15 protein-coding genes and 2 pseudogenes are annotated in these 23,210 nt (G+C 59.3%); 10 read left to right on the top strand and 7 right to left on the bottom strand.

Features of this window, described 5'->3' with window-relative positions; translation table 11 throughout:
• Window positions 1–55: 55 nt before the first annotated feature.
• A complete protein-coding gene (locus tag KHO07_RS23475) occupies window positions 56–799 on the top strand; it encodes a molecular chaperone (protein WP_212625672.1) in 744 nt (247 codons plus the stop codon).
• 61 nt (window positions 800–860) lie between these two features.
• A complete protein-coding gene (locus tag KHO07_RS23470) occupies window positions 861–1,358 on the top strand; it encodes a CS1 type fimbrial major subunit (protein WP_212625671.1) in 498 nt (165 codons plus the stop codon).
• Window positions 1,359–1,605: 247 nt separating this feature from the next.
• Here KHO07_RS23470 and KHO07_RS23465 read toward each other — a convergent pair whose 3' ends face one another.
• From KHO07_RS23465 to KHO07_RS23455, 3 genes are all read right to left on the bottom strand, one after another.
• Window positions 1,606–6,285 (bottom strand): DUF6543 domain-containing protein, encoded by a 4,680-nt coding sequence (locus KHO07_RS23465; protein ID WP_212625670.1) that lies wholly within the window; start codon window positions 6,283–6,285, stop codon window positions 1,606–1,608.
• Between the two features lie 172 nt (window positions 6,286–6,457).
• Window positions 6,458–9,577, bottom strand: a complete 3,120-nt coding sequence (locus tag KHO07_RS23460; RefSeq protein WP_212625669.1) for a transglycosylase domain-containing protein — start codon at window positions 9,575–9,577, stop codon at window positions 6,458–6,460.
• A 2,016-nt stretch (window positions 9,578–11,593) separates the two neighbouring features.
• A complete protein-coding gene (locus KHO07_RS23455; RefSeq protein WP_150732033.1) occupies window positions 11,594–12,052 on the bottom strand; it encodes a transposase in 459 nt (152 codons plus the stop codon).
• A 492-nt stretch (window positions 12,053–12,544) separates the two neighbouring features.
• On the opposite strand from KHO07_RS23455, the gene KHO07_RS23450 reads away from it, so the two are divergent.
• A complete protein-coding gene (locus KHO07_RS23450; protein ID WP_212625668.1) occupies window positions 12,545–13,966 on the top strand; it encodes an amino acid permease in 1,422 nt (473 codons plus the stop codon).
• A 183-nt stretch (window positions 13,967–14,149) separates the two neighbouring features.
• Here KHO07_RS23450 and KHO07_RS23445 read toward each other — a convergent pair whose 3' ends face one another.
• On the bottom strand, window positions 14,150–15,274 hold the full coding sequence (locus KHO07_RS23445; RefSeq protein WP_212625667.1) for an OpgC domain-containing protein: 1,125 nt from the start codon (window positions 15,272–15,274) through the stop codon (window positions 14,150–14,152).
• A 255-nt stretch (window positions 15,275–15,529) separates the two neighbouring features.
• Here KHO07_RS23445 and KHO07_RS23440 point away from each other — a divergent pair, with 255 nt between their 5' ends.
• The 3 genes from KHO07_RS23440 to KHO07_RS23430 are packed head-to-tail and all read left to right on the top strand — an operon-like array spanning window position 15,530 to window position 18,352.
• The gene (locus KHO07_RS23440) at window positions 15,530–15,904 is read left to right on the top strand and encodes a GtrA family protein (RefSeq protein ID WP_150732036.1); all 375 of its coding nucleotides are present in this window, start codon (window positions 15,530–15,532) and stop codon (window positions 15,902–15,904) included.
• Window positions 15,901–16,842: a glycosyltransferase family 2 protein gene (locus KHO07_RS23435; protein ID WP_150732037.1), complete on the top strand. Its 942-nt coding sequence runs from the start codon at window positions 15,901–15,903 to the stop codon at window positions 16,840–16,842. Before KHO07_RS23440 ends, KHO07_RS23435 begins: the two co-directional genes overlap by 4 nt.
• A 1-nt stretch (window position 16,843) precedes the next feature.
• Window positions 16,844–18,352: a glucosyltransferase domain-containing protein gene (locus tag KHO07_RS23430; RefSeq protein WP_212625666.1), complete on the top strand. Its 1,509-nt coding sequence runs from the start codon at window positions 16,844–16,846 to the stop codon at window positions 18,350–18,352.
• Between the two features lie 39 nt (window positions 18,353–18,391).
• Here KHO07_RS23430 and KHO07_RS23425 read toward each other — a convergent pair whose 3' ends face one another.
• Together KHO07_RS23425 and KHO07_RS23420 are read right to left on the bottom strand one after the other, a co-directional pair.
• Window positions 18,392–20,011, bottom strand: a complete 1,620-nt coding sequence (locus KHO07_RS23425) for an FMN-binding glutamate synthase family protein (protein ID WP_075946673.1) — start codon at window positions 20,009–20,011, stop codon at window positions 18,392–18,394.
• Between the two features lie 198 nt (window positions 20,012–20,209).
• A pseudogene (locus KHO07_RS23420) lies at window positions 20,210–20,572 on the bottom strand (hypothetical protein); the annotation flags it as partial.
• Here KHO07_RS23420 and KHO07_RS23415 point away from each other — a divergent pair.
• Window positions 20,564–20,746, top strand: a pseudogene (locus tag KHO07_RS23415) (carbon-nitrogen hydrolase); the annotation flags it as partial. The pseudogenes KHO07_RS23420 and KHO07_RS23415 overlap by 9 nt on opposite strands.
• 111 nt (window positions 20,747–20,857) lie before the next feature.
• On the opposite strand, the gene KHO07_RS23410 reads toward KHO07_RS23415, so the two are convergent.
• Window positions 20,858–21,328, bottom strand: coding sequence for a hypothetical protein (locus KHO07_RS23410; protein WP_150732040.1), 471 nt, complete (start codon window positions 21,326–21,328; stop codon window positions 20,858–20,860).
• Window positions 21,329–21,501: 173 nt separating this feature from the next.
• On the opposite strand from KHO07_RS23410, the gene KHO07_RS23405 reads away from it, so the two are divergent.
• The 3 genes from KHO07_RS23405 to KHO07_RS23395 are packed head-to-tail and all read left to right on the top strand — an operon-like array spanning window position 21,502 to window position 23,107.
• Window positions 21,502–21,945, top strand: a complete 444-nt coding sequence (locus KHO07_RS23405) for an NUDIX domain-containing protein (RefSeq protein ID WP_212625665.1) — start codon at window positions 21,502–21,504, stop codon at window positions 21,943–21,945.
• A gap of 23 nt (window positions 21,946–21,968) precedes the next feature.
• A complete protein-coding gene (locus KHO07_RS23400) occupies window positions 21,969–22,607 on the top strand; it encodes a LysE family translocator (protein ID WP_212625664.1) in 639 nt (212 codons plus the stop codon).
• Between the two features lie 2 nt (window positions 22,608–22,609).
• Window positions 22,610–23,107, top strand: a complete 498-nt coding sequence (locus tag KHO07_RS23395; RefSeq protein WP_150732043.1) for a GNAT family N-acetyltransferase — start codon at window positions 22,610–22,612, stop codon at window positions 23,105–23,107.
• The last annotated feature ends 103 nt before the right edge of the window (window positions 23,108–23,210 follow it).

Genomic DNA, 23,210 nt, shown 5'->3' with positions numbered 1-23,210 from the left:
CCGCCTATCGATGGACCGCGCCTGTGTTGTGTTCAATGTCATGAGGTTCAAGGGTATGAAACGTTTGTGGTGGCTGTTGGGTTTGAGCGGGTTTTCTCTGGCGGTCCAGGCCGGTCCGCAGATCAACGTTGGGACCGTGTACGACTATATGGACGGCGACAAGAGCACTTACCTCAAGCGCGTGTTCAACAGCGGCGACAGCACGGCCTTCGTCAAGGTCAATATCCTGGAAATTGTCTATGACGCCGATGGCACTCACCGCGAGATACCGGTCTCAACGCAAGCCGATGGCAGCGGCCGGGATGGCCTGATGGCCAGCCCCGCACGGCTGATCGTGCCGGCCCAAGGCATGCAGGGCACCCGTTTGTTGCACATGGGCGCGCGGGACACCGAGCGGTATTTCCGCGTGCGCTTCGTGCCGGTGGTGCCGGAAAAGGAAGACGAGTTCGCGGTGTCGAGCGAAGACCGCGACGCTTATAAAGAGAGTCTGTCGGCGGGGGTCAATGTGATGACCGGGTTCGGCACGGTGTTTTTTGTCCGGCCTAAAAACAGCCGCTTCGACAGCGTGATCGACGACAGCGCCGGTGTGTACCGGCTGCGCAACAACGGTAACACCGTGGTGGTGATCGATGAGTTTCGCAACTGCTCATTGAAGAAAGAAACCGAGTGCGAGCCGACCACCAAGCACCACATCCTGGCGGGCAAGTCATTCGAATTCGAGAAGAAACCCGGCCGCGAATACCGCTTCAACCTGATCGAAGGCGCCGACAAAAAAACCATGCGCATCGCCAGCCAGTAACACCGCCAGAGGCGAGCCGCCCTGGAGGCTCGCCGCTTTTTTCACGCAACAGGTAACTGAAATGATCAAGCAATCGGCCTTCGCCCTGTGTGTGGGCGTGATGACGTGTGCCCAGTCTTTTGCGGCACGGGAAGAACGCACGTTCGAAGTGTGGGCGGATATTCCGACCCTGGGCTTTTACGTGATTCCGGCCGAGTCGAACTGGATTCATCTCGAACAGAACCTGCAGTGGAACCGCAACACGTCGAAGCTCGAAGGGCTGCGCAAAAATTTCGACGTCAAGCACGACACCAGTGCGATCGAAGCGCGGCTGGACGCCGAGCCCTATCTGTTCAACGGGCGTGAAGAGCAGAACATCTATTTACGGGTCAGCTTCAACGGTCGGGAGCTGAGCCACGAGGCGACGCCGCGTGAAGTGGTGTCGGCCGCGCAGGCCATGGCAGGCGGGCGCTTTGCCCTGGAAATCCAGCCGAAAGAGCCAGCCGGTGGCTATAAGCCGGGGACTTACTACGGAACGGTCCAGCTGATGTTCAGTGCCGCGGCGCCAGCAGGTCATTGAGGTCGTAACGAGTGATTAATATTTCAGCAACATCCACGGCGATGAAACACGGTGATTCATCCGACGGCTCCTGCGCAGACGGTCGAATTTCGGGTGGTAGGTATGGGCGTGGCGTACAAGTTGCCAAAACCGGCGCCAAAACAGTATGTCGGCAATGTCACCGTGATCTGGGATTCGGAAGTCTGAGGGCGGGGGGCTGCACCTGACGGCGTAATCCGCCGTCAGGCTGTCCTCACTGGCTTCGGTATTACTCGCCGGCGCGCCTCATGGCATCGCGGGTCAAGCTTCGCGACAGTTCTTTCTCGGCGTCGCCCAGGTCGACCAGCAGCAGGTCGAAAGTCGCATCGCTGATCGGCTCATCGACAAAGACCGCCGTGTCCGGAACCGGCAGATCGTTCATCAGTTCCCTGAGCCGGCTGCGCAATTCGGCGCGGCGCAGATCCGATGTCGACTCAACCCATTCGCGCTGTGTTTCGCGCAAGCTGCCCATTTGATCCGACAGACGCTGGTAGCGACGTTGGTTGGTTTGCAGTGGGTTCGCGTAGCGCTCGTTCAAGTGATCTTGCCAAAAATCCTGTCCGAGCATCCGGTCGACCAGACCATTGCCTTCACCCAGGGCCAGCACCGTGTCATAGGCTTGATCGATCATTGCGTCAGTGACGCCGGACACTGGCCGGTAAAGCATGCCTTTCGATTGCCAGGGCAAGTCAAGGCGCTGGGCTAATCCGGTCTGATAGGCCAGGTAGATCTCGACTTGGTCCGGGTTGCCAGTACGACTGGCGACATCGGCGCGGGCAATATCGTTGACCTGTGCCAGCCGCGCCGCGCCTTTGGCCAGTGTGACCAGTTTCTGCTCCAGCTGCACCGGGTCGGTGGAATAGGCCTGAGCCTCGTAGACAAGCACATGGATGCCCATCTGATTGAACAACTGGGTACCGGCGTCGGCGCAATCCACCGGCTCGATGGCCATGGTGAACAGACTGTCCCGAAGAGCCGTGTCGACGTACACGGCATCGAGCATGCGCCAGACACGTTGCACCAGTTGATCCCGGGCTTTGCCGCCGGCCCGGTAGTCAGCGGAAAGCCGGGTATCGAGCAATACGTTCAAGAAGCGCTCGGCCTGGGGCTCGTCGACCAGCTCCGACCACAGATTGGCCCGGTCGACGCCCCAGCCGGGTACATCATTCCAGTGGTCCGCGCTGTAGTTGGAATTGACCACCCAGTCGGCCTCGCTGTTGCTGGGCACGATGGGCTCAGGGGGCAATTGCACCGAACGACGGATCGCCTGATAGCGCACCTGGTTGGTTTCCGACAGGTTGCCGACATCCAGCCGGGTACGCGCCACGACCCACGCCTGCGGTGAGCCAGGAACCACCTCGGGTATCAGGCTGATCGGGTTATCCCGAAGATCCAGCAGAAAACCGCGGGGCCTGGTTTTGCTCAACGTACCTTCAGGCCAGCTGACAATGACGGTGTCCCGCAGCCCCACGACCTTCAGCCGGGGCATGCGTGAGATGTCAACCAGCCTGCCCAGGGGGTTTTCATCCAGACGCAGGAGCTCCAGGTAAGTCAGGTGTTTGAGTTGCTCGACGGCGGCGGCGTCCAGCACGATCTCATTGTCACTCAAGCGCAGGCGTTGGAGCCGATGCATGGCGCCGATGTTTTCCGGCAGGCTCGTCAGGTGGCATCGACTGGCACTGAGTTCGCGAAGGTTGGGGAAGTCTTTCAGCAAACCGTTGGCTTTGGCGGAAAAGCGTGTGTTGTCGAGTTTCAGGGTCGTGACCTTGTCCAGAAAGCTCTGTAGTTGCAGCCGATCGGGCCATTCGGATTGCAGATTCTGAGGCATAAGAAACTCATCGTGTGACAGATCCAGCGCATAGCCATGCAGATCGGTCCGGCTGCCGAGTTCGGTGTTTTTTCGCTCGAAACAGGCGAGCAAACACCGGGCAATGTGTTGTCGAGCGGCGGGTAAAGGCCTCGGGGTGTCAGCATCCAGCCCGGCGGCCTGCGCGCGCCAGAGATCGATCAGATTGCGCAGTTGGTTGAGATCGTTTTCTTGTTCTTCCAGAAACTGCATCGGTTCGCCCCTTTCAATCAGGGCACTGGCGAACGTATCGACCTCGGTATCGCTGAAGTGCGGATAAAGGTCATGGATGCGCTCGTGCACGGTCTGGCCCTTCCTGCTGAGCCCGCCTCCACGCACCAACAACATCGTTTCATGCTCGGCCACCGGGCGAACGGGCGGCTCGGCGAGTACGGTCCGACGTTCGCTGGGGGGAGCCGATTTGACCATGACCCATTGCCTGAACATTTCAGCATCCCCCGGTTTGTAACCCAGGCTGTTTTGCCCATTCTCTTGTGTGGCCTGCAGCACGGCTGCAAAAAAATCATCGGCTTCATGGATCGGCTGATCGTCACCATCGCGCACCTGATACTGCCCGGCGTCGTCGCGAATCAGTACCCGCACCCGCGTGGCGTCATCGGGGCCGGCGCTGCAGCGCAACTCGCCATCGCCGGTTCCCTGACGAATCTCCAGGCGCAGGTCGCCAAAGGTGTCTGTGTTGATGCGCAGGGTGCCGAGCACCAGGCGCTCGGTGTCGGGGGTGATTGATGCGCTCGGGTACAGACCCTGGGCCGCTCGTACCGCCCGGGTTTCGAAATGCAGCTCTCGGGCCTGGGTTTTCAGGCGCAGGGGCAGGCGTTTTTTCTCGGCGATGTACTGATCTTCCGTGGCACTGGCGCCCTCGATGATGAGTGTGGCAACGGTCGCCGGCAGCTCGGGGAATTCGCTGAACAGCGGCGCAATCTCAGGGGATAACGCAGCGGGTGCAACGGGCGGCGCAGACAGGCGTTGCAGGGTATCGGTCAACAGCGGTGGCGGTGCTGCGCTCTCCACGTGCATCCGCCGCAATACGCCCTCATCGGTGCCGCTGATCTGGCGAATCTGCTCCAGTTGTTCATCGTTGAAACCCTCGGTGCTGTGACCGAGGCGGCGCATCAGTGTCGGGCCTTCCCATTCACGCGGGTTCTCCGTTTCGCAGACCCAGGCCCCATGGCCATTGTGGCGCAGGGTCGGGGAGTAGGCATCCGAGCGCTGCGGATGGCGGATGCGCTGTTGCCCGGTAACCGGGTCTGGCTGCACTTCGAAGTGTTGGTCGTTCAGACGCAAAATGTGTTTGCCCTGATGTTGGTGAAGGCCCTGTCCATCCGGTCGGGCGTCCGTGGGCAATTGCACATCGGTGCGTTGATAAGGGCTGAGGTCAGGGTTCCACAACCGCGCTTCACCGTTTGCCATTTTCACCGGCTTGAGCCCATCGAAAAACGGCGAGAGCTTGGCCCGGGCAACATTGCCGAGTGCGCCTCCCGCGGCGAATACGCCCAGCTGGATGACGCTTTGCAGCACGCCGAGGGTCTGCTCGCCGGCCTCGGCCAGGTGCCCCTCGGCCAGGTCGACAAGGCCCTCGACCACGCCATCGGTCAGTTGATAAGCGGTGTACGCCAGCATCAGTTGGCCCAGGCCGGGCACCAACGGCGTCGCGACCAGCAAGGCCACGTTGAGGATGTCCGAAAGCATTTTTTCCAGGTTATCCCACCAGGCCCAACGGGCCATGCGATCGGCGTACTCGGTGGAAATGGCGATTTCCCGGGCGTCGTTGAATATCTTGTTGAGCGTCTGCCGGTATCGGTAGTCCCACAGATCATTGTTGAACGTCGTCTCGCGGTCGTTCTTGATGCTCGACACACTGAATTGCAGATTGGGTTTATCCACAGGCGTTTCGCGCCAGCTCGGTAAGTTTGAACCTGCTGCAACCGGTTGCCATTTCACCGTACTCAGACGCGCATTCAGTCCTGCAAAGAAATGGCCGCGTTGCCCATGGGGCACGAACTGGCTGAAGAACCGTTGATAGCTGTCGGCGGATGCGCCATCGCGCAACTGGCGTGTCAGTTCGGCCATGAACTCCAGCGACGAGGGGTATTGCCTGAGCGGGTGCAGCGGATCATGGGGAACATAGGCAATCACCGGGACCGGGCCGCTGGCGCTGGAGGTGTCCGCCGCGATCAGGATGATGCCACTCAGGCGCGTGTCCATCATCGCCAGGTTGTAATAGTCGACGGGGCTGTCGTTCCACTTCAGCTGCGAGCGATCGTCGAGCATGCCCTGTATGACGTCGAAGGCCTCCTGATCAATGTCGCTTTTCATCAGGGCGATCTGCGCGGCGACATCCAGGGCGCTTTTCTGGCTGAGAATGACTTTGTGGCGCAGGACGTTACTCGTCGTTTTGTCGGTGGGACGTAAAGCGTCTTCAAGGTGTTGTTGGTATTGGGCGCCGATGTCCAGTTCGCGACACAGGGACTTGAACTGCTCGAGGCTGAGTTTGTGCTTGAGCTTTTTCACGTTGAAATGCCCGCGTGCGTCGGGGCGGGTGATGAATTCCGAGTCCTGGGTGAAGGCCTCGTCGCGGGAGAAGTTGTGCAGGGCGGCGTCCAGCAGCGAAACGGTTCGACTGGTGGTTCCACCGGAAAAGTCGTGCACCCACCAGGCTGTCTTTGCCGGGGCATAGAGCCGCAACCAGGTTTGCTCGACATCCTCTTCGATGCCGTAACGGTCCTTCAAGGCTTTCTGCAACAGGGGTTTGGCAAAGGCGGAAATATCCTGCAGATCGAGCAGTGCCTTATCCACATTGTTCTGCGCGGTCCAGCCGAGCCGGATGGCGTTTTTCAGTTGTCGGTGAGCGGTGGTTGAGGCGTTGCGGTGCCAGTCGGGCAGCGTCAGCCTGATGGATTTCAGGGCGTCGATGCGCGATGGGGAGGTGTTCAGCAGCCAGGAAGGAATCGCCTTTCTGACCTGATGGAAGTGGATGCTTTTGTCGAAAGGGGGGAGTTCGAGCAGGGCTGATCCTTGAATCGCCGAGGGTAAATTGGGCATTGCTTGATCGTCCGTTGATCAGAAGTGGGACGATCAGACTAGGTAAGCGAGTCAGGCAAAAAAAGCGCAAAAAATGGGTTGGTCAGGCAGGTGGCAACGCTTTGAATCTGCGAAAAACAAAGCGTGAAAAATACATATGTACCGCCATTCCGTATCCGCTATGGGCGCTCACTCAACGGCCGGCCGTCACCTGGCTTGGCTGGCACATCGTATGGGTGCCAGGTTGCAGGTATTGCGTCAGGATCGGCGCCATGCCCTTGAGCACTTGCACGGGCAGCGCCGAGGTGAAGGTGAAGTTTTCCGCCGAGCGGCCCGGCACATAAGCGGTCAGCGTGCCGAAGTGGCTTTCGCCGATATAGAACACGAACGTGGCTGTGCGGTTGACGGATTTCGAACTGAGAATGCGTCCACCCGAGCCGATGGCTTCGATACGGTTATCGCCGGTACCGGTCTTGCCACCCATGGACAGAGGTGTGCCATCGGGCAGTTTGAAACTGCCGGCCAACCGTCTTGCGGTCCCGGCGTCCACCACTTGCGAGAGCGCCTCGCGCATTGCAGTCGCGACTTCCGATGGCATCACGCGTTTGCCGACATCCGGGTCGTTGGCCAGCCGGGTTTCATAAGGGGTGTTGGTTGCGAACTGCAGGCTGTCAATCCGCAGTGTCGGCATGCGCACACCGTCGTTGAGGATCGTTCCGATCAATTCGGCCAGCGCTGCCGGGCGGTCGCCAGAGCTGCCGATGGCGGTGGCCAGTGACGGCACCAGATGGTCGAACGGGTAGCCGACTTTCTGCCAGCGTTGGTGAATGTCGAGGAACGCTTCGATCTCGAGCATGGTGCGGATGCGGTTGTCGCGGGCCCCCTTGTGCCGGCTCTTGAACAACCAGCTGTAGACTTCCTGGCGTTCAAACCGGCTGGCCTTGACGATGTCCTTGAAGGTCGCGTCCGGATGATTGAGCAAGTAACCCATCATCCACAGGTCCAGCGGATGCACCTTGGCGATGAAGCCCTGATCGGGCAGGTCGTAGCTGCCGGGGCCATAGGCTTGATAAAGCCGCTCAAGGCGTTCGTCGGTGAGTTTTTCAGTGAGCTTGGCGCCGGTGAGGTGCGAGCGCACGAAGGTGTTGAAGCTTTGCTGACTGGCCTGCGGCAACAGGTAGCGGTGCACGGCGGCCAAACGGATCGGGGTCGGGCGCATGCTGTCGAGGAAGGTTTCGAGACGCGCCTGGGTGTCTTTGTTGCGGTACTTTTTCCAGAACTTGAGCAGGAACGAAGTGCCCTCACGGTCGGCGAACGAGGCCAGGTATTCCTGACGGCGTGGATCGCGGTCGTCCTTGAGCAGTTCGGCACTGTTGTTGGGCCCGGAGTAGGTGGTATAGCGCACCAGGTCGCGCATCAGACGAATGAACGGCAGGTTGATCGACTCCCGCAGGGCATCGCGCAGGGTTGGCAGGCGACCGTTGTCTTCCTTGCGGAAGTTATGGAACGTGTGCAACCCGCCGCCGGTGAAAAACGCTTCGCCGGGGCTGGCGGAATATTTGCGGTCCAGCGCGGCACTGAGCAGGGGCTGCAGGCTGTGGTCCTTGTTCTCGATCAGGTAATCGACGACCCAGCGACTGAGGCGGTCCTGTTCCGGTACTTCGACTTTCTTCAGTTCCGGTACGCCCATGTCGGCGTATTTGTCGTGCAGCTCGGCGATGATTTGCAGGTAAGTCGTCATCACCCGCATTTTCGCGGTGGAGCCCAGTTCCAGTTTGCTGCCTTCGTTGATGTCGAACGGCTGGTCGGTACTGTCGGTCTGTACCCGCACCCGCGAACCGTCCGGGGTCAGTTCGAACAAGGTGAAGCTGTAGCGCACCTGGGTGGTGCTGGTGGGGGTCAGCAAGCGTTCGCCCATCAGGCCGATTTCGGTGGCATAGGCCGGGTCGGCGAGTTTTTTCAGGTAGGCGGTGGCCTGAGTTTGCAGTTCACCTTGCAGGGTGCTGGTGGCCGAGAGGTCGAGGCGGTCGAGGTCGTACAACGGACGATTGAGCAACCCGGCCAGCCGGCTGCGCGCGACGCTGATGCCCTTGTTGGTTTCGATCGGTTGCATGGTCGGCTGGGTCGCCCAGTCGCGGTACGTAACCTTGCTGGCCAGTGCTGCCGCGGCGAACGGCGCGTCGATCACGTTGTTCTGTGCCAGCAGCCGAATATGGCTGTCGGTGAGGTCGGCCAGTTCATCCCGGCCTTTGGTCAGGTAATGAGAAGGGCGGCGCTGGGCGATCATCAACGACAACATTTCGCGCAAGGCCAGGCCTTTTTCCGCCAGGCTTTTTGGATCCGTTGCGTCGCTGGCCAGGCGTTCGTTGGCCGTGTTGAAGTCGGCGCCGTACCACACGCGCAAACCTTCAGCCATGCCGTGCACTTCACCGTGGCCCGGCACGGCTGACAGAGGCACGCTGTTGAGATAGTCGCGGACCACGTTCTGCCGCGACTTGAGTGTTTGCGGCCCATCCTGATAAGCGCGCACGCTGGCGGAAATCATCTGGCGGATCTTTTCGCCGCCCGATGCGGTCAAGCCATCGGGCGAATGCCGGTATTTTTCCAGTTGCGTGGCCAGGGTACTGCCGCCCGCTGATTGACCGGGCAGATGCAACATTTTGGCGACCTGGGTATAGGCCGCCATGCCGAACCGTGGCCAGTCCACCGCCGGGTTGGCCAAGGGTTGGCGAGGGTCGAGCAGGAAGCGATTTTCGATGAACAGCAGGCTGTTGACCACGACCGGCGGGATCGCGTCGAAGCTGGCATAGAGCTGTTGCGGATAGTTGTACTGGTACAGGGGCGCCGCACGGCAATCGGTGATCGACAGGCCGGCCTGGATTTTTTCCGCATAGGGCACGAACAGGCCTTTGTCGGTGTAGTTCATCAACGCCGGGGAAAAGCGCGTTTGCTCGGTAATCACGTAGTCGCGCTTGAGCAACCGTGGCAGGAACTCGCCCAGGGAGCTGTAGCCCAGGCGCAGATCGAACGGACCGGCACCCGGATAGTGAATCGCATCGCTGGGGCCAGGTTTTAGCTCATACGTGAGGGTCTTGGCGAACTTGCTGACTTCCCGGGATTGAAACCTCGAGGTGCGCATTTCCTTGGCAGCCGCGAGCCCTACCACGATGGCAATGATCACCAACAACAGCCAAAACGCCTTCCAGCCGTGCTTGACGCGGCTGCGAGGAGGTTTTTCAGGTAATGGCGCTTCATCCACAGGTTCAGTCTGGACCACGGTTTTACTCGAATCGGTTTGCCATAAAGCGCCCATAGTCGACTGATCCATTCACGCAGATTGATCGGACTTGTCTGAAGCTTAGACGGTGGTTGGCGTTGGTGAAAAAATTGTGGACCTCCAGATATCGGGTAACTGTTTCCCCTGTGGCGAGGGAGCTTGCTCCCGCCGGGCTGCGCAGCAGCCCCAAACTAAACGCCGGGTTGGGTCAGGTACATTTCGATTGCAGGATTTGGGGCCGCTTCGCAGCCCAGCGGGAGCGAGCTCCCTCGCCACAAAGTGAGCAGCGTTGGGTTCAGAGCCAGCAGGCATCTGGGCGTGGAAGCATTCTTTTGCCGACGGGTAGCTTCAACGTCTGCGGGAAATGTCCGAAATCCCTAAAAGAAAGTGATCCCCTGTGGCGAGGGAGCTTGCTCCCGCTGGGCTGCGCAGCAGCCCCAACCCAAACGCCGGGTCGGGCCAGGTACATTCCGATTGCAGGATTTGGGGCCGCTTCGCAACCCAGCGGGAGCGAGCTCCCTCGCCACAAAGTGAGCAGTGTTGGGTTCAGAGCCAGCAGGCATCTGGGCGTGGAAGCATTCTTTTGCCTACGGGTAGCTTCAACGTCTGCGGGAAATGTCCGAAAGCCCTAAAAGAAAGTGATCCCCTGTGGCGAGGGAGCTTGCTCCCGCTCGGCTGCGCAGCAGCCCCAACCCAAACGCCGGGTCGGGTCAGGTACATTTCGATTGCAGGATTTGGGGCCGCTTCGCAGCCCAGCGGGAGCGAGCTCCCTCGCCACAAAGTGAGCAGCGTTGGCTTCTGAGCCATCGCATCTGGGCGTGGAAGCATTCTTTTGCCTACGGGTAGCTTCAACGTCTATGGGAAATGTCCGAAATCCCTAAAAGAAAGTGATCCCCTGTGGCGAGGGAGCTTGCTCCCGCCGGGCTGCGCAGCAGCCCCAAACTAAACGCCGGGTTGGGTCAGGTACATTCCGATTGCAGGATTTGGGGCCGCTTCGCAGCCCAGCGGGAGCGAGCTCCCTCGCCACAAAGTGAGCAGCGTTGGGTTCAGAGCCAGCAGGCATCTGGGCGTGGAGGCATTCTTTTGCCTACGGGTAGCTTCAACGTCTGCGGGAAATGTCCGAAATCCCTAAAAGAAAGTGATCCCCTGTGGCGAGGGAGCTTGCTCCCGCTGGGCTGCGCAGCAGCCCCAAACCAAACGCCGGGTCGGGTCAGGTACATTCCGATTGCAGGATTTGGGGCCGCTTCGCAGCCCAGCGGGAGCGAGCTCCCTCGCCACAAAGTGAGCAGCGTTGGGTTCAGAGCCAGCGGGCATCTGGGCGTGGAAGCATTCTTTTGCCTACGGGTAGCTTCAACGTCTGCGGGAAATGTCCGAAATCCCTAAAAGAAAGTGATCCCCCTGTGGCGAGGGAGCTTGCTCCCGCTGGGCTGCGCAGCAGCCCCAAACCAAACGCCGGGTCGGGTCAGGTACATTTCGATTGCAGGATTTGGGGCCGCTTCGCAGCCCAGCGGGAGCGAGCTCCCTCGCCACAAAGTGAGCAGCGTTGGGTTCAGAGCCAGCAGGCATCTGGGCGTGGAAGCATTCTTTTGCCTACGGGTAGCTTCAACGTCTGCGGGAAATGTCCGAAATCCTTAAAAGAAAGTGATCCCCTGTGGCGAGGGAGCTTGCTCCCGCTGGGCTGCGCAGCAGCCCCAAACCAAACGCCGGGTCGGGTCAGGTACATTCCGATTGCAGGATTTGGGGCCGCTTCGCAGCCCAGCGGGAGCGAGCTCCCTCGCCACAAAGTGAGCAGCGTTGGGTTCAGAGCCAGCAGGCATCTGGGCGTGGAGGCATTCTTTTGCCTACGGGTAGCTTCAACGTCTGCGGGAAATGTCCGAAATCCCTAAAAGAAAGTGATCCCCTGTGGCGAGGAAGCTTGCTCCCGCCGGGCTGCGCAGCAGCCCCAAACCAAACGCCGGGTCGGGTCAGGTACATTTCGATTGCAGGTTATTGGGGCCGCTTCGCAGCCCAGCGGGAGCGAGCTCCCTCGCCACAAAGTGAGCAGTGTTGGGTTCAGAGCCAGCAGGCATCCCACAGAGGGTAGTCACCGATTTGTTCAACCAATCCTGCACGTAAAGGATTAGCAACGATGTAGCGGGCGAAAGGCCGTAAGTCCTCCCCGCCGCGTATTGCCCGGTCGTGATAGCCGGTTTGCCAGAATGCGCCCGTTCGATTCAATACCCGGTTAATCGTCAACGTACTACGGGACTTGGTTGTCTGCATGAGTTGCGACAAGGTGCATTCTTCGATCTGCACGAGCCAATGAAAGTGATCAGGCATGATCACCCAGGCAATCGAGTTCACTCTTTCCTGATCGTGGGCGCGCTTGAGTTCCGCTACCAACAAACGTCCCAGATTCCAATCACTGAACATAGGGCGTCTCTGATGTACAACCGCAGTGATGAGGTAGGCCCGACCTGATTCCGAAAAACGGCCTCGGCGTAGTAAATGCGAGTTTGGGCGTGGAAGCATTCCTTGCGTCCTTTTTTAGAGCTTTCATCTGAATCTAGTCGCTCACAGGCCTACGGGTAGCTTCAACGTCTGCGGGAAATGTCCGAAATCCCTAAGGGAAAGTGATCCTCTGTGGCGAGGAGATCATTGCAAGTTGGGAATGCCGATCTAGACGTGTCCCATGGGTATTACGGCCAAGAGCAAGGCATGACGCCGCACCCATACCGTGCAATACTCCCCGCCGCCTGCAATAGCGAAAATTCCTACAAAACTCAGACAATCCTTCTCCGCAAATAGCATTTTTGCCCAGAGTTACGCCTGTTTTTTGTGGTTTATAGAGTGAAATACGCTTGCGGCAGCTTTTTATACTGAATGCCCCCGCTGATCTTGCCGGTTTGACCCGCAGGACGGTTCCGCCCACGAGGCGGTGCCGGTTACGGGAAGCGAGGACCTATCGGTTCGCGCTTCAACACTCGGTGGTCATATCCAATAACAAGACGAGGTTGTACCCCTATGTCCGTAGGCAATCATCTGCCCCACGGCGACACCGCTCAGGGCGGTCCGCTCAAACGCGAACTCGGCGAACGGCACATTCGCCTGATGGCGCTCGGTGCCTGTATCGGCGTCGGTCTGTTTCTCGGTTCGGCCAAGGCCATTGAAATGGCCGGCCCGGCGATCATGCTGTCCTACATCATCGGTGGCCTGGCGATTCTGGTGATCATGCGTGCCCTCGGCGAAATGGCCGTGCACAACCCGGTTGCCGGCTCGTTCAGCCGCTACGCCCAGGACTATCTCGGCCCGCTGGCGGGTTTTCTCACCGGGTGGAACTACTGGTTCCTGTGGCTGGTGACCTGTGTCGCGGAAATCACCGCCGTGGCGGTGTATATGGGCGTCTGGTTCCCTGATGTGCCGCGCTGGATCTGGGCGCTGGCAGCGTTGGTCAGCATGGGCTCGATCAACCTGATCGCGGTCAAGGCCTTCGGTGAATTCGAGTTCTGGTTCGCCCTGATCAAGATCGTCACCATCATCGCCATGGTGCTCGGCGGCGTCGGCATCATTGCTTTCGGTTTCGGCAACGATGGCGTGGCATTGGGCATTTCCAACCTGTGGGCCCACGGAGGCTTCATGCCCAATGGCGTGCAAGGCGTGTTGATGTCCCTGCAAATGGTCATGTTCGCTTACCTCGGTGTCGAGATGATCGGCCTGACCGCCGGTGAAGCGAAGAACCCGCAAAAAACCATTCCTGATGCGATCGGCTCGGTGTTCTGGCGGATTCTGCTGTTCTACGTCGGCGCACTGTTCGTGATCCTGTCGATCTACCCGTGGAACGAAATTGGTACCCAGGGCAGCCCGTTCGTGATGACCTTCGAGCGACTGGGCATCAAGACCGCCGCCGGCATCATCAACTTCGTGGTGATCACCGCAGCATTGTCGTCGTGCAACGGCGGCATTTTCAGTACCGGACGCATGCTCTACAGCCTGGCTCAGAACGGTCAGGCGCCGGCCGGTTTCGCTAAAACGTCGAACAACGGCGTGCCGCGTCGTGCGTTGTTGCTGTCGATCGGTGCGTTGCTGCTGGGTGTGTTGCTCAACTACCTGGTGCCGGAAAAAGTCTTCGTCTGGGTGACGGCCATTGCCACCTTCGGCGCGATCTGGACCTGGGTGATGATCCTGCTGGCCCAGCTGAAATTCCGCCAGGGCCTGAGCGCCAGCGAACGTGCCGGCCTGAAATACCGCATGTGGCTGTACCCGGTCAGCTCGTATCTGGCGCTGGCGTTTTTGGTGCTGGTGGTCGGCCTGATGGCGTACTTCCCGGACACCCGCGTGGCGCTGTATGTGGGGCCTGCGTTTCTGGTGCTGCTGACGGTGCTGTTCTACGTGTTCAAGCTGCAACCGACCAATGTGTCGCAAGGTGCGGTGCGTACGGCGTCGTAAGTCGTAGCACCTGAAATACAAAAGCCCCGGTCCATATGGCCGTAATGCTGTTCAGTTGAGAGATAGAGCGAGCAATCAGTAACCTGTGGCGAGGGAGCTTGCTCCCGCTGGACTGCGTAGCAGTCCCATTTTTGGGGGCGCTACGCTCCCCAGCGGGAGCAAGCTCCCTCGCCACAAAAGCGCTCAGGCGGGCGCGACGTGAGGCGATCGATTCAAGCGCTTGTTGAACTCCAGCCAAACCGCCAGCAACGCCATCAACCCAGCCCCCACCAACGCCGTAAAAATCTGCATGGCGAACGCATCGTCGGTCAGCGCATTGATCATGTCCGCCAAAGGCGCCAGCAACACGCCGAGGCAGAAAATCTCCAGCGAAAAACGCCCCATGCGACAGCTTTGCTGTGCCAGCCAGTTTTGCGTCCATCCGGTGTCGGGCAGCAGTTTCGCAGTGACATAGGCCAGCGCCAGGAAGTGCAGCAAGCGTTGGGGTGACAGGTTGGTCTTGCTGATCGGGTACAGCAGATTGCTCAGGCTTGATGGCATCAAGGCGTCGTGGATCTGCGGCCAGCGCCACAGGACAGTCAGCACCCCGGCGACCACAACGTACACCGCCGCGGTCATGAACAACGGCTGACGAATCAACGGTCGGGTCTCCGGTAGCCGTGCACGCTGTGAGTGAATCGCCGCGGCGCCGCCAAGGATAAACAGCAACTGCCAGGCGACGGGGTTGAAGTACCACACGCCGTCCTTGATGGCGGCCAGGTTCCAGCCCGCCAACGGCACCATCAGGTACAACGCCACTGACATCGCCACCACCACCCAGGTCTTGCGCACCAGGATCGGCAGCACCAGCGGCAACCCCGCCAGCAGCACGATGTACAGCGGCAGCGGGTCCATCAGGTTTGGCTTGAAGCGCAGCAACAGCTCATCGATCAAGGCCTGCTGCGGGTCGCTGATGAAGTGGTGCATGCCCATTTCTTCGACCAGATCGCGGGTTTCCACGTGGCTGTTGGCGAAGAACACGATGCCCATCAGCATCGCCAGCAAGAAAATATGCACCACGTAAAGCACCCAGGCACGGCGCAGGATTTTCACACAGGCGATCAGAAAACCCTCGCGCGCGAGGATTTTGCCGTAGGCCAGCACGGCCGCGTAACCGGCCAGGAACACGAAGACTTCGGCAGCATCGCTGAAGCCGAAATTACGCATTGTGATTTGACCCAAAGGGTTGTGGGGCACGTGATCCCAGAAGATGAAAATCAGTGCCAGACCGCGAAAAAAGTCGATCCGGTGATCGCGCGCTAACGTCATGACGGCAGGCTCGTATTCGGAATGTTGAACAAAGGAGTATCCGAAAGCGACAAAGATTACAGGCCGCTCATCGGCGGCGCGCAGGGTGGACTGATTCGCCTTCAATTGCAAAGACGGGGTATTTCGGAATGTCTCCTGGCCGGGGTCGGGATGATAACCGCTGGTCTGAAAGGCGTGCCAACCTGCGATTTCTGACAGTAGACAAGCTCCAATATTTACGAGGGACATCACGTCGTCCAGTAAAGGATCGTTAGCATGAGACAGTTATGGAAGGGCTTGTCCAGCTACACGGTGATCGGGGTCGCCAACACCCTTATTCACTGGCAAATCTTTTTCCTGCTCAGCGTGGCGGCCGGTTTCAGTCAGGCTGTCAGCAATCTGGCGGCGTTCTGTGTGGCGGCCTCGTTTTCCTTCTACATGAATGCGCTCTATACCTTTGACAGCAAACTGTCGGTCGGTGGCTATCTGCTGTTTATGCTGGCGATGGGCGCGTTGAGTTACGGGGTCGGCCATGCCGGTGATTTGTGGCGGCTTCACGGTCTGCTGACCGTGGCGTTGTTTTCGGCGTTGAGCCTGGTATTCGGCTTCCTGTTTTCCAAGTACGTGGTGTTTCGCGAGCGTGGTGTATGAAGGTTTCGTTGATCGTCCCGGTATTCAATGAAGAGCAGGCGATCAACCTGTTTTATCAGGCCGTGCGCCGTGAGTTGAAACTGGGCGATATCGAAGTCGAAATCGTGTTCATCAACGATGGCAGTACCGACCGCACCGCTGAGCAGGCCGCGGCCTTGGCGCAGGCGGACGACCAGGTGTTGCTGATCAACTTTTCGCGCAACTTCGGCAAGGAGCCTGCACTGTTCGCCGGCCTGGAGTATGCCAGCGGCGATGCGGTGATCCCGATGGACGTCGACCTGCAGGACCCGATCAGCGTCATCCCGCAGTTGATCGAACAATGGCAGAAGGGCGCCGATGTGGTGCTGGCCAAGCGTCGCAGTCGATCCGCCGACGGTTACCTCAGACGCCACAGTGCGTCGATTTTCTACCATGTGCTCAACCGCATTGCGTACACGCGTATCGAAGAAAACGTCGGCGATTTTCGCCTGATGGATCGCAAGGTCGTGGATGTGATTCGCTCCCTGCCCGAGCATCAGCTCTTCATGAAAGGTGTGCTGTCGTGGGCCGGGTTCAACACCGTGGTGGTGGAATACGAACGGGCCGGACGGGTGGCGGGGAGTAGCAAGTTCAACGGCTGGAAACTGTGGAACCTGGCGCTGGAGGGCGTGACGTCGTTCAGCACCGTGCCGTTGCGGCTGTGGACTTACGTCGGTGGCGCCGTGTCGATCTTCGCCGTGCTGTACGCGGTGTACATGGTGCTGGACAAGGTTTTCTTCGGCAACAGCGTGCCCGGCTATCCGTCGTTGATGACCGCCATTCTGTTCCTCGGCGGCGTGCAGTTGATTGGCATCGGCATCCTCGGTGAATACGTCGGGCGGATTTATATTGAAGCCAAGCATCGGCCTCGATATGTCATCAAGGACATCGTTGGCGGCAAAGACCGGCACGAGCGCTGACATGGGTAGGCTGAGCGACTTTTTCATCAAGGAACTCGGGCGCCGCCAGGTCTGGCTGTTTTTTCTGATCGCGACGTTGCTGTACGTCTTGCCAGTGATCCTCGCGGACTATCCCTATATCGATGACAACTGGCGTTCGCTGTCGGGCGGCATGGCCTGGGCCGAGCAGGGGCGACTGTTCACCGAACTGTTCTACAACGCGCTGACTTTCACCGGCTCCGCGCCGAACATCTTCCCATTGCCGTTGTTGTTGGCCACTCTGGCCATGACCTCGGCGTTGACCAGCCTGACTTTCCACTATTTTCGCCAGCCGACCATCGCCTGTTGCCTGGTGCTGTTGCCGCTCTGGTACAACCCGTTTTTCCTGCAGAACCTGTCCTACCAATATGACGGCGCGCCGATGGTCTTGAGCGTGGTCGCGGTGATTTATGCGATCACCTGGCGTCACCCGCGCCGCAGTCTGCAATGGCTGGTGCCTGCCTTCCTGATCGCGCTGGCGCTGGGCTTGTATCAGGTGAGCCTGAATGTGTTTCTGGGCCTGTGCTGCCTTGAAGTGCTCAGGATCGCCCAAGACAAACAGGCGTGGTCGGCATGGTCGAGTGTGATCGGCTGGAAATGTGCGCAGGTCTTGCTTGGCTGGTTGATCTATTGCGTCAGCGCGTTCCCGTTCATGGGCCACGATCGAACGCTAATGTTGAATCTGTCGGCACAGCCCTGGCTGCAACTGCAAATTAACGTCGAACGTGTGTTGGAGAAGGTCATGCTGCTGTTTCATGGCGGCTTTGCGTGGGTGTTCGCCGGGCTGTTGTTATGCGCCATCGCCGGTGCGGTCCGTCTCGCAATGACCATCAGGCAGCGCGAAGACAGTGGGGCTGCGAAACTACTGGTCGGTCTCTTGTGCGTGTTGGTCGTGCCAGTGGTGGTACTGCTGGTGTCCGGTATTGCGCTGCTGTTTCGCGACTTCAACGAAGGCGCCAGAACCTTGATGGGGTTTGCCGTGTTGCTGGTGCTGCTGTTCTATTTGAGTCATCTGGCGCTGGTGTCGGTGCATGAGCGGTTGCCGCTGTTGCTGGTGGTGCCGCTGTTGGCGATGCTGTCGTTGTCGTTCGCCTATGGCCGGGTGCTGACGGTGCAGAAAACCTTCGCCGCCAGTGCGTTGTTCAGCCTTGAGCACGACATCGCGAGCCGGCAAGGACTGCGTGACGCCAAGCGCCTCTACATGTCGGTGACCTATTCAGACCATTGGCTGGTGGGGGCGGCGGGATCGTTCAAGCGCATGCCCGTGCTGCACTATCTGCTGAACATCGACTTTTACATGCTGGCTGAAAACCTGCCCAAGGTGGGCATTACCAACGTGGTCGCAGAGAAGGAACGGCGTAACGCCACGCGCGTGGGCTACCAGCATTTTCCGGCGCTGGTGGAGAACCAGTACTACCGGATTTATCTGATTGGAGATTACGGTTTTATCGTCTTCAAAGAGCCGGCCCCGATCAAAACGCTGCGTTGGTGAAGATCAAGAGATCGCAGCCTGCGATCTCTTGATCCTTGATCAGGCCGCCGCTACTTCATTGGGTTCAAAACTGTCCGCCCGCGCCATCTGCCACATCCGCGAATAGAACTCGCCATTCACTTCGCCGGTGAGCAACTCGCCGGGTTTGAGGAAGACATGCAGCTGCGAGAACAGCTTGATCTCGGTGGCCGACATGCGTCGTACCAGATGCTTGGCCGACAACTGCGACGGATGTTCGAGACCGGCGGCAGCGAGCATCTCGGCCAGGCCTTTGAGGGTGTTGCGGTGGAAGTTGTAGACGCGCTGAGCCTTGTCTGGCACCACCAGCGCGCGTTGGCGCAGGGTGTCCTGGGTGGCAACGCCGGTCGGGCATTTGTTGGTGTGGCAACTCTGCGACTGGATGCAGCCGATGGCGAACATGAAACCCCGCGCCGAGTTGGCCCAGTCGGCGCCAATGGCCAGCACGCTGGCGATGTCGAAGGCGCTGACGATCTTGCCGCTGGCGCCGAGTTTGATCTTGTCCCGCAGGTTCAGGCCGACCAGGGTGTTGTGCACGAACAGCAGGCCTTCGCGCATCGGCACGCCAATGTGGTCGGTGAACTCCACGGGCGCGGCGCCGGTGCCGCCTTCCTTGCCGTCGACGACGATGAAGTCCGGGAGAATGCCGGTTTCCAGCATCGCCTTGGCGATGCCCATGAACTCCCACGGATGACCGAGGCAGAACTTGAAACCCACCGGTTTGCCGCCGGACAGCTCACGCAATTGCTGGATGAAATGCATCAGTTCGATTGGCGTGGAAAACGCGCTGTGGCGTGACGGCGAAATGCAGTCTTCGCCCATCAGGATGCCGCGGGTGTCGGCGATTTCCCGGGTGACCTTGTGCTTGGGCAGGATGCCGCCATGACCGGGTTTGGCGCCCTGGCTCATCTTGATTTCGATCATCCGCACTTGCGGCGTTTGCGCCTGCGCAGCGAAGCGTTCCGGGTCGAAGCGGCCATCGCTGGTGCGACAACCGAAGTAGCCGCTGCCCAGTTCCCACGTCAGGTCGCCACCGTGTTCGCGGTGATAGGGGCTGATGCTGCCTTCGCCGGTGTCATGGGCGAAGTTGCCGAGTTTGGCACCCTGGTTCAACGCGCGGATGGCGTTGGCGCTGAGTGAGCCAAAACTCATGGCCGAGATGTTGAACACCGACGCGGAATACGGCTGGGTGCACTGCGGGCCACCGACCATTACGCGAAAACCGCTGGGGTCGCTCAACGGCGCCGGGCGCATGGAGTGGCCGATGAATTCGAAGCCCGACTGATACACGTCGATCAGGGTGCCGAACGGTTTGTCGGCGCTTTCATTCTTCGCCCGGGAGTAAACCAGCGAACGCTGGGCGCGGGAGAAGGGCAGGGCGTCGCTGTCGGATTCGAGCAGGTATTGGCGGATTTCCGGGCGAATGCCTTCGACCAGATAGCGGATGTTGCCGAGGATCGGGTAGTTGCGGCGCACCGCATGAGGGCTTTGCAGCAGGTCGAACAAGCCGAGCAGGCTGAGTACGCCGGTGATGGCGGTGATTGGCCAGAGCCAGTCGTGTTCGAGGAAGGGCAGGCTGGCGAGGGTGAAGATCACGCAGACGGCAAAGAAGGCGTAGCGGCTCAGGAGTGACAGGCTCATACGGTTTCCTTGGGTTCGGACTCGATGGTTCGGTGCAGACAGCTTTTGTGGCGCGGGAGCTTGCTCCCGCTCGGCTGAGCAGCAGCCGCAAAACCTGGTGACGGATTTTTTCTTACTGAACGCGGTGTTGGTCGGGGGACCGCTTCGCGGTCCAGCGGGAGCAAGCTCCCTCGCCACAGGTGTCCTGCAATGCACGGGTTATAAGGCATTTTGTGCCTGCAGAAAAATCGAAAACAGCTCCGACTGGGACTTGATCCCCAGCTTGCTGTATAGGTGTTTCTTGTAACAGGCACAACGTGCGGTCGCCTTCGAGCTGACAATTTAACTGGATTTCGTCGGCCACGACATTCACACGAAAGTATCGTTGATAGTACTCGGTGAGTTCGAAATGCTCCGGCGCCACCTCCGACAAACGATACAAACCGGTGCGCGATTGTTCGCGGCAGGCGATGTAGAACGGATCGAGCAGGTACAGGCGCGCAGGTAATCCTTGAACAACGGGTCGGGGCCGCCGTCTTCGCCTGGGCATTCGGCGAATACCTGCGGGTGCTGGTCGGCGCTCTGTTGTTGGAGGCTGGGCGCGAAGAAGGGCAGTTTGCGGTCGAACTGGACCTGAGCCAGTTGACGGCGGCGCGCCAGGATTATCGTTATCTGGATGACCATCGGCTGAAGCTGCCGAGGGAGAAGGTTGAGTATGCGGATGAATTGCGTGAGCTGCTGATTCCTGCGCGCTGATCCACCGATCGTTCCACTCTGCGTGGTAACGATCAAGATCAAAAGATCGCTGCCTGCTGCCGCTCCTACAATGGTCCGCGTTGAGCGAGGACAATCTCGCCTCTTATCGACTCAAGCCTCCACTGAGCTGTCAATCAACGGTTTCTTTCGCTCGTTTTTGTTTTTGTCGCGGGCCAGGGCGTTGATGCAGTAGTTGATGTGATAGAAGGTGAATAGCACCGAAAAGACGCGATTTATACGCGGTTCAAAACCGTGTTTGGTCATGGTGTAGATCCTGAGCGCCCTTCGTACTCGGAAGCACCAAACCACGGCAAGCAACCAAACCGTAACGGCCCACAAAAGACTCAATCCCGGAATTAGAAGGCTGATGAAGAGAGCAGCCACATAAACCCAGGTCACGGTAATCAGATATCCAATCAGAAAACCCTTACTCATTACCTTGATATGCGTCACTTCTTCGATTGCGGTGGAGGCCTTGTATAGCCAGATATACATGTAAGCCCCTGCCGTCACGATCGTCAGGAGGACGAGATAAAAAGTATTGGTATCGATTTTTTCTTTCAGTGTCGATATATCGGACATGCTTGACGTTCCATTGGCAGCGTTTTTGGCGATTGGGCACGCTATCAAACTCGAACGTGGGAAATTTCTGGGCTTGCTGGCGGAGCATTCCGTTTCTATCAGGATTCAATCCTTGGCGGTGCCATTGAGGCATGGGATCCTATGCACCCGTCAGCATGGACCCGTGCCAAACAATGAGTTTTTCCACCGAGGTAGCCCCTAACGATTCGACTCTTATCCACATCGCCGCCGCCCTGCTGATCGGTCCCGACGGCCGTACCCTGCTGGTGCGCAAGCGTGGCACCACGGCATTCATGCAACCGGGTGGCAAGATCGAGCCCCATGAGTTGCCGGTCCACGCCTTGGCACGAGAGCTGGAAGAAGAGTTGGGTCTGGACATTGACCCGGCACAGGCCGTTTACCTCGGTCATTTCTCGGCACCGGCCGCGAACGAGCCGGGCTTTGTCGTACACGCCGAGCTTTTTCAGCTGAGCATTGATTCGGACGTCACCCCGGCGGCGGAGATCGAAGAAGTGCTCTGGATCGATCCGGCCACCGATGGCGATGTCGTTCTGGCGCCATTGACACGGGACCTGATCCTGCCGTTTTATCGAGCATCGCTGACCGCGATTGCCTGATCATCACGCAAGGGACTTCGCCCATGATCCCGATTCAAGACCTGCTGATTTTTGCTGCCGCCGCGTTGCTGATGGTGCTGACGCCGGGGCCGAACATGATCTATCTGATCTCCCGTTCGATCTGCCAGGGGCGCAAGGCGGGTGTGACGTCCTTGCTCGGCGTGGTCGCGGGTTTCTTCGTGCATCTGTTTGCGGCGGCGGCCGGTTTGACCGCGGTGTTCCTGGCGGTGCCGATGGCTTATGAAGTGCTGAAATGGGCGGGCGCTTTGTACCTGTTGTGGCTGGCCTGGCAGGCGGTCAAACCCGGTGCGCGGTCGCCATTCGAAGCCCAGCAGTTGCCGCCGGACTCTGCGCGAAAACTGATCACCATGGGCTTTCTGACCAGCGCCTTGAACCCGAAAATCGCGGTGTTCTATCTCTCGGTCTTTCCGCAGTTCATCACTCCGGAACACGGTTCGGTGTTCACCCAAAGTATTGTGTTGGGCCTGACCCAGATCAGCGTCAGTTTCTGCGTCAACCTGATGATTGCGCTATTCGCGGCGGGCATCGCCTCGTGGTTCGTCAACAACCCGACCTGGCTGGCGATGCAGCGTTACTTCATGGGCTTCGTGCTGGGCGGTCTGGCACTGCGCTTGATGCTTGAGCAGCGCAGGACGGCGTGAACATGTGGATCGAACGACTGGACGCCAGTCACGCCCTGGCTTACCGGGAATTGATGCTGGAAGCCTATGACCGTCACCCGCAGGCGTTCACCTCCAGCGTGCGCGAACGGGCGGCCATGCCATTGCAATGGTGGGAGTCGCGCCTGACCAGCAAGCTCGATGTGGTTTTTGGCGCGTTCGAGGAGGGCAAGTTGGCCGGTATCGTCGGGCTGGCGTTCGAACCTCGGGAAAAGGCTCGACACAAGGCTACGCTGTTTGGCATGTATGTGTCCGCCAATGTGCGTCAGCGTGGGCTCGGTGTTCAATTGGTGGAGGCGGTTCTGGCGCAGGCGCGGGCGCATCAAGGGCTGCGGTTGATCAAGTTGACCGTCACCGCGGGCAATGATGCGGCGTTCAATCTGTACCGGCGCTGCGGCTTCATCCAGTTCGGTCTTGAGCCGATGGCGGTGCGTGTCGGTGAGGAATACTTCGACAAGATCCACATGTGGCGCGAACTCTAAATCCACCACAACCCCTGCAGGCGCCGGCTTGCCGGCGATAGCGGTGTATCAGACAACAACGATGTCGCCTGATACACCGCCATCGCCAGCAAGCCGGCTCCTA

Origin of the sequence: Pseudomonas sp. PP3 (genome assembly GCF_905336995.1) — a bacterium.
Classification (GTDB): domain Bacteria; phylum Pseudomonadota; class Gammaproteobacteria; order Pseudomonadales; family Pseudomonadaceae; genus Aquipseudomonas; species Aquipseudomonas reinekei.
Note: the sequence above shows the minus strand (reverse complement) of the source record. Positions and strands in the feature narration are given on the sequence as shown.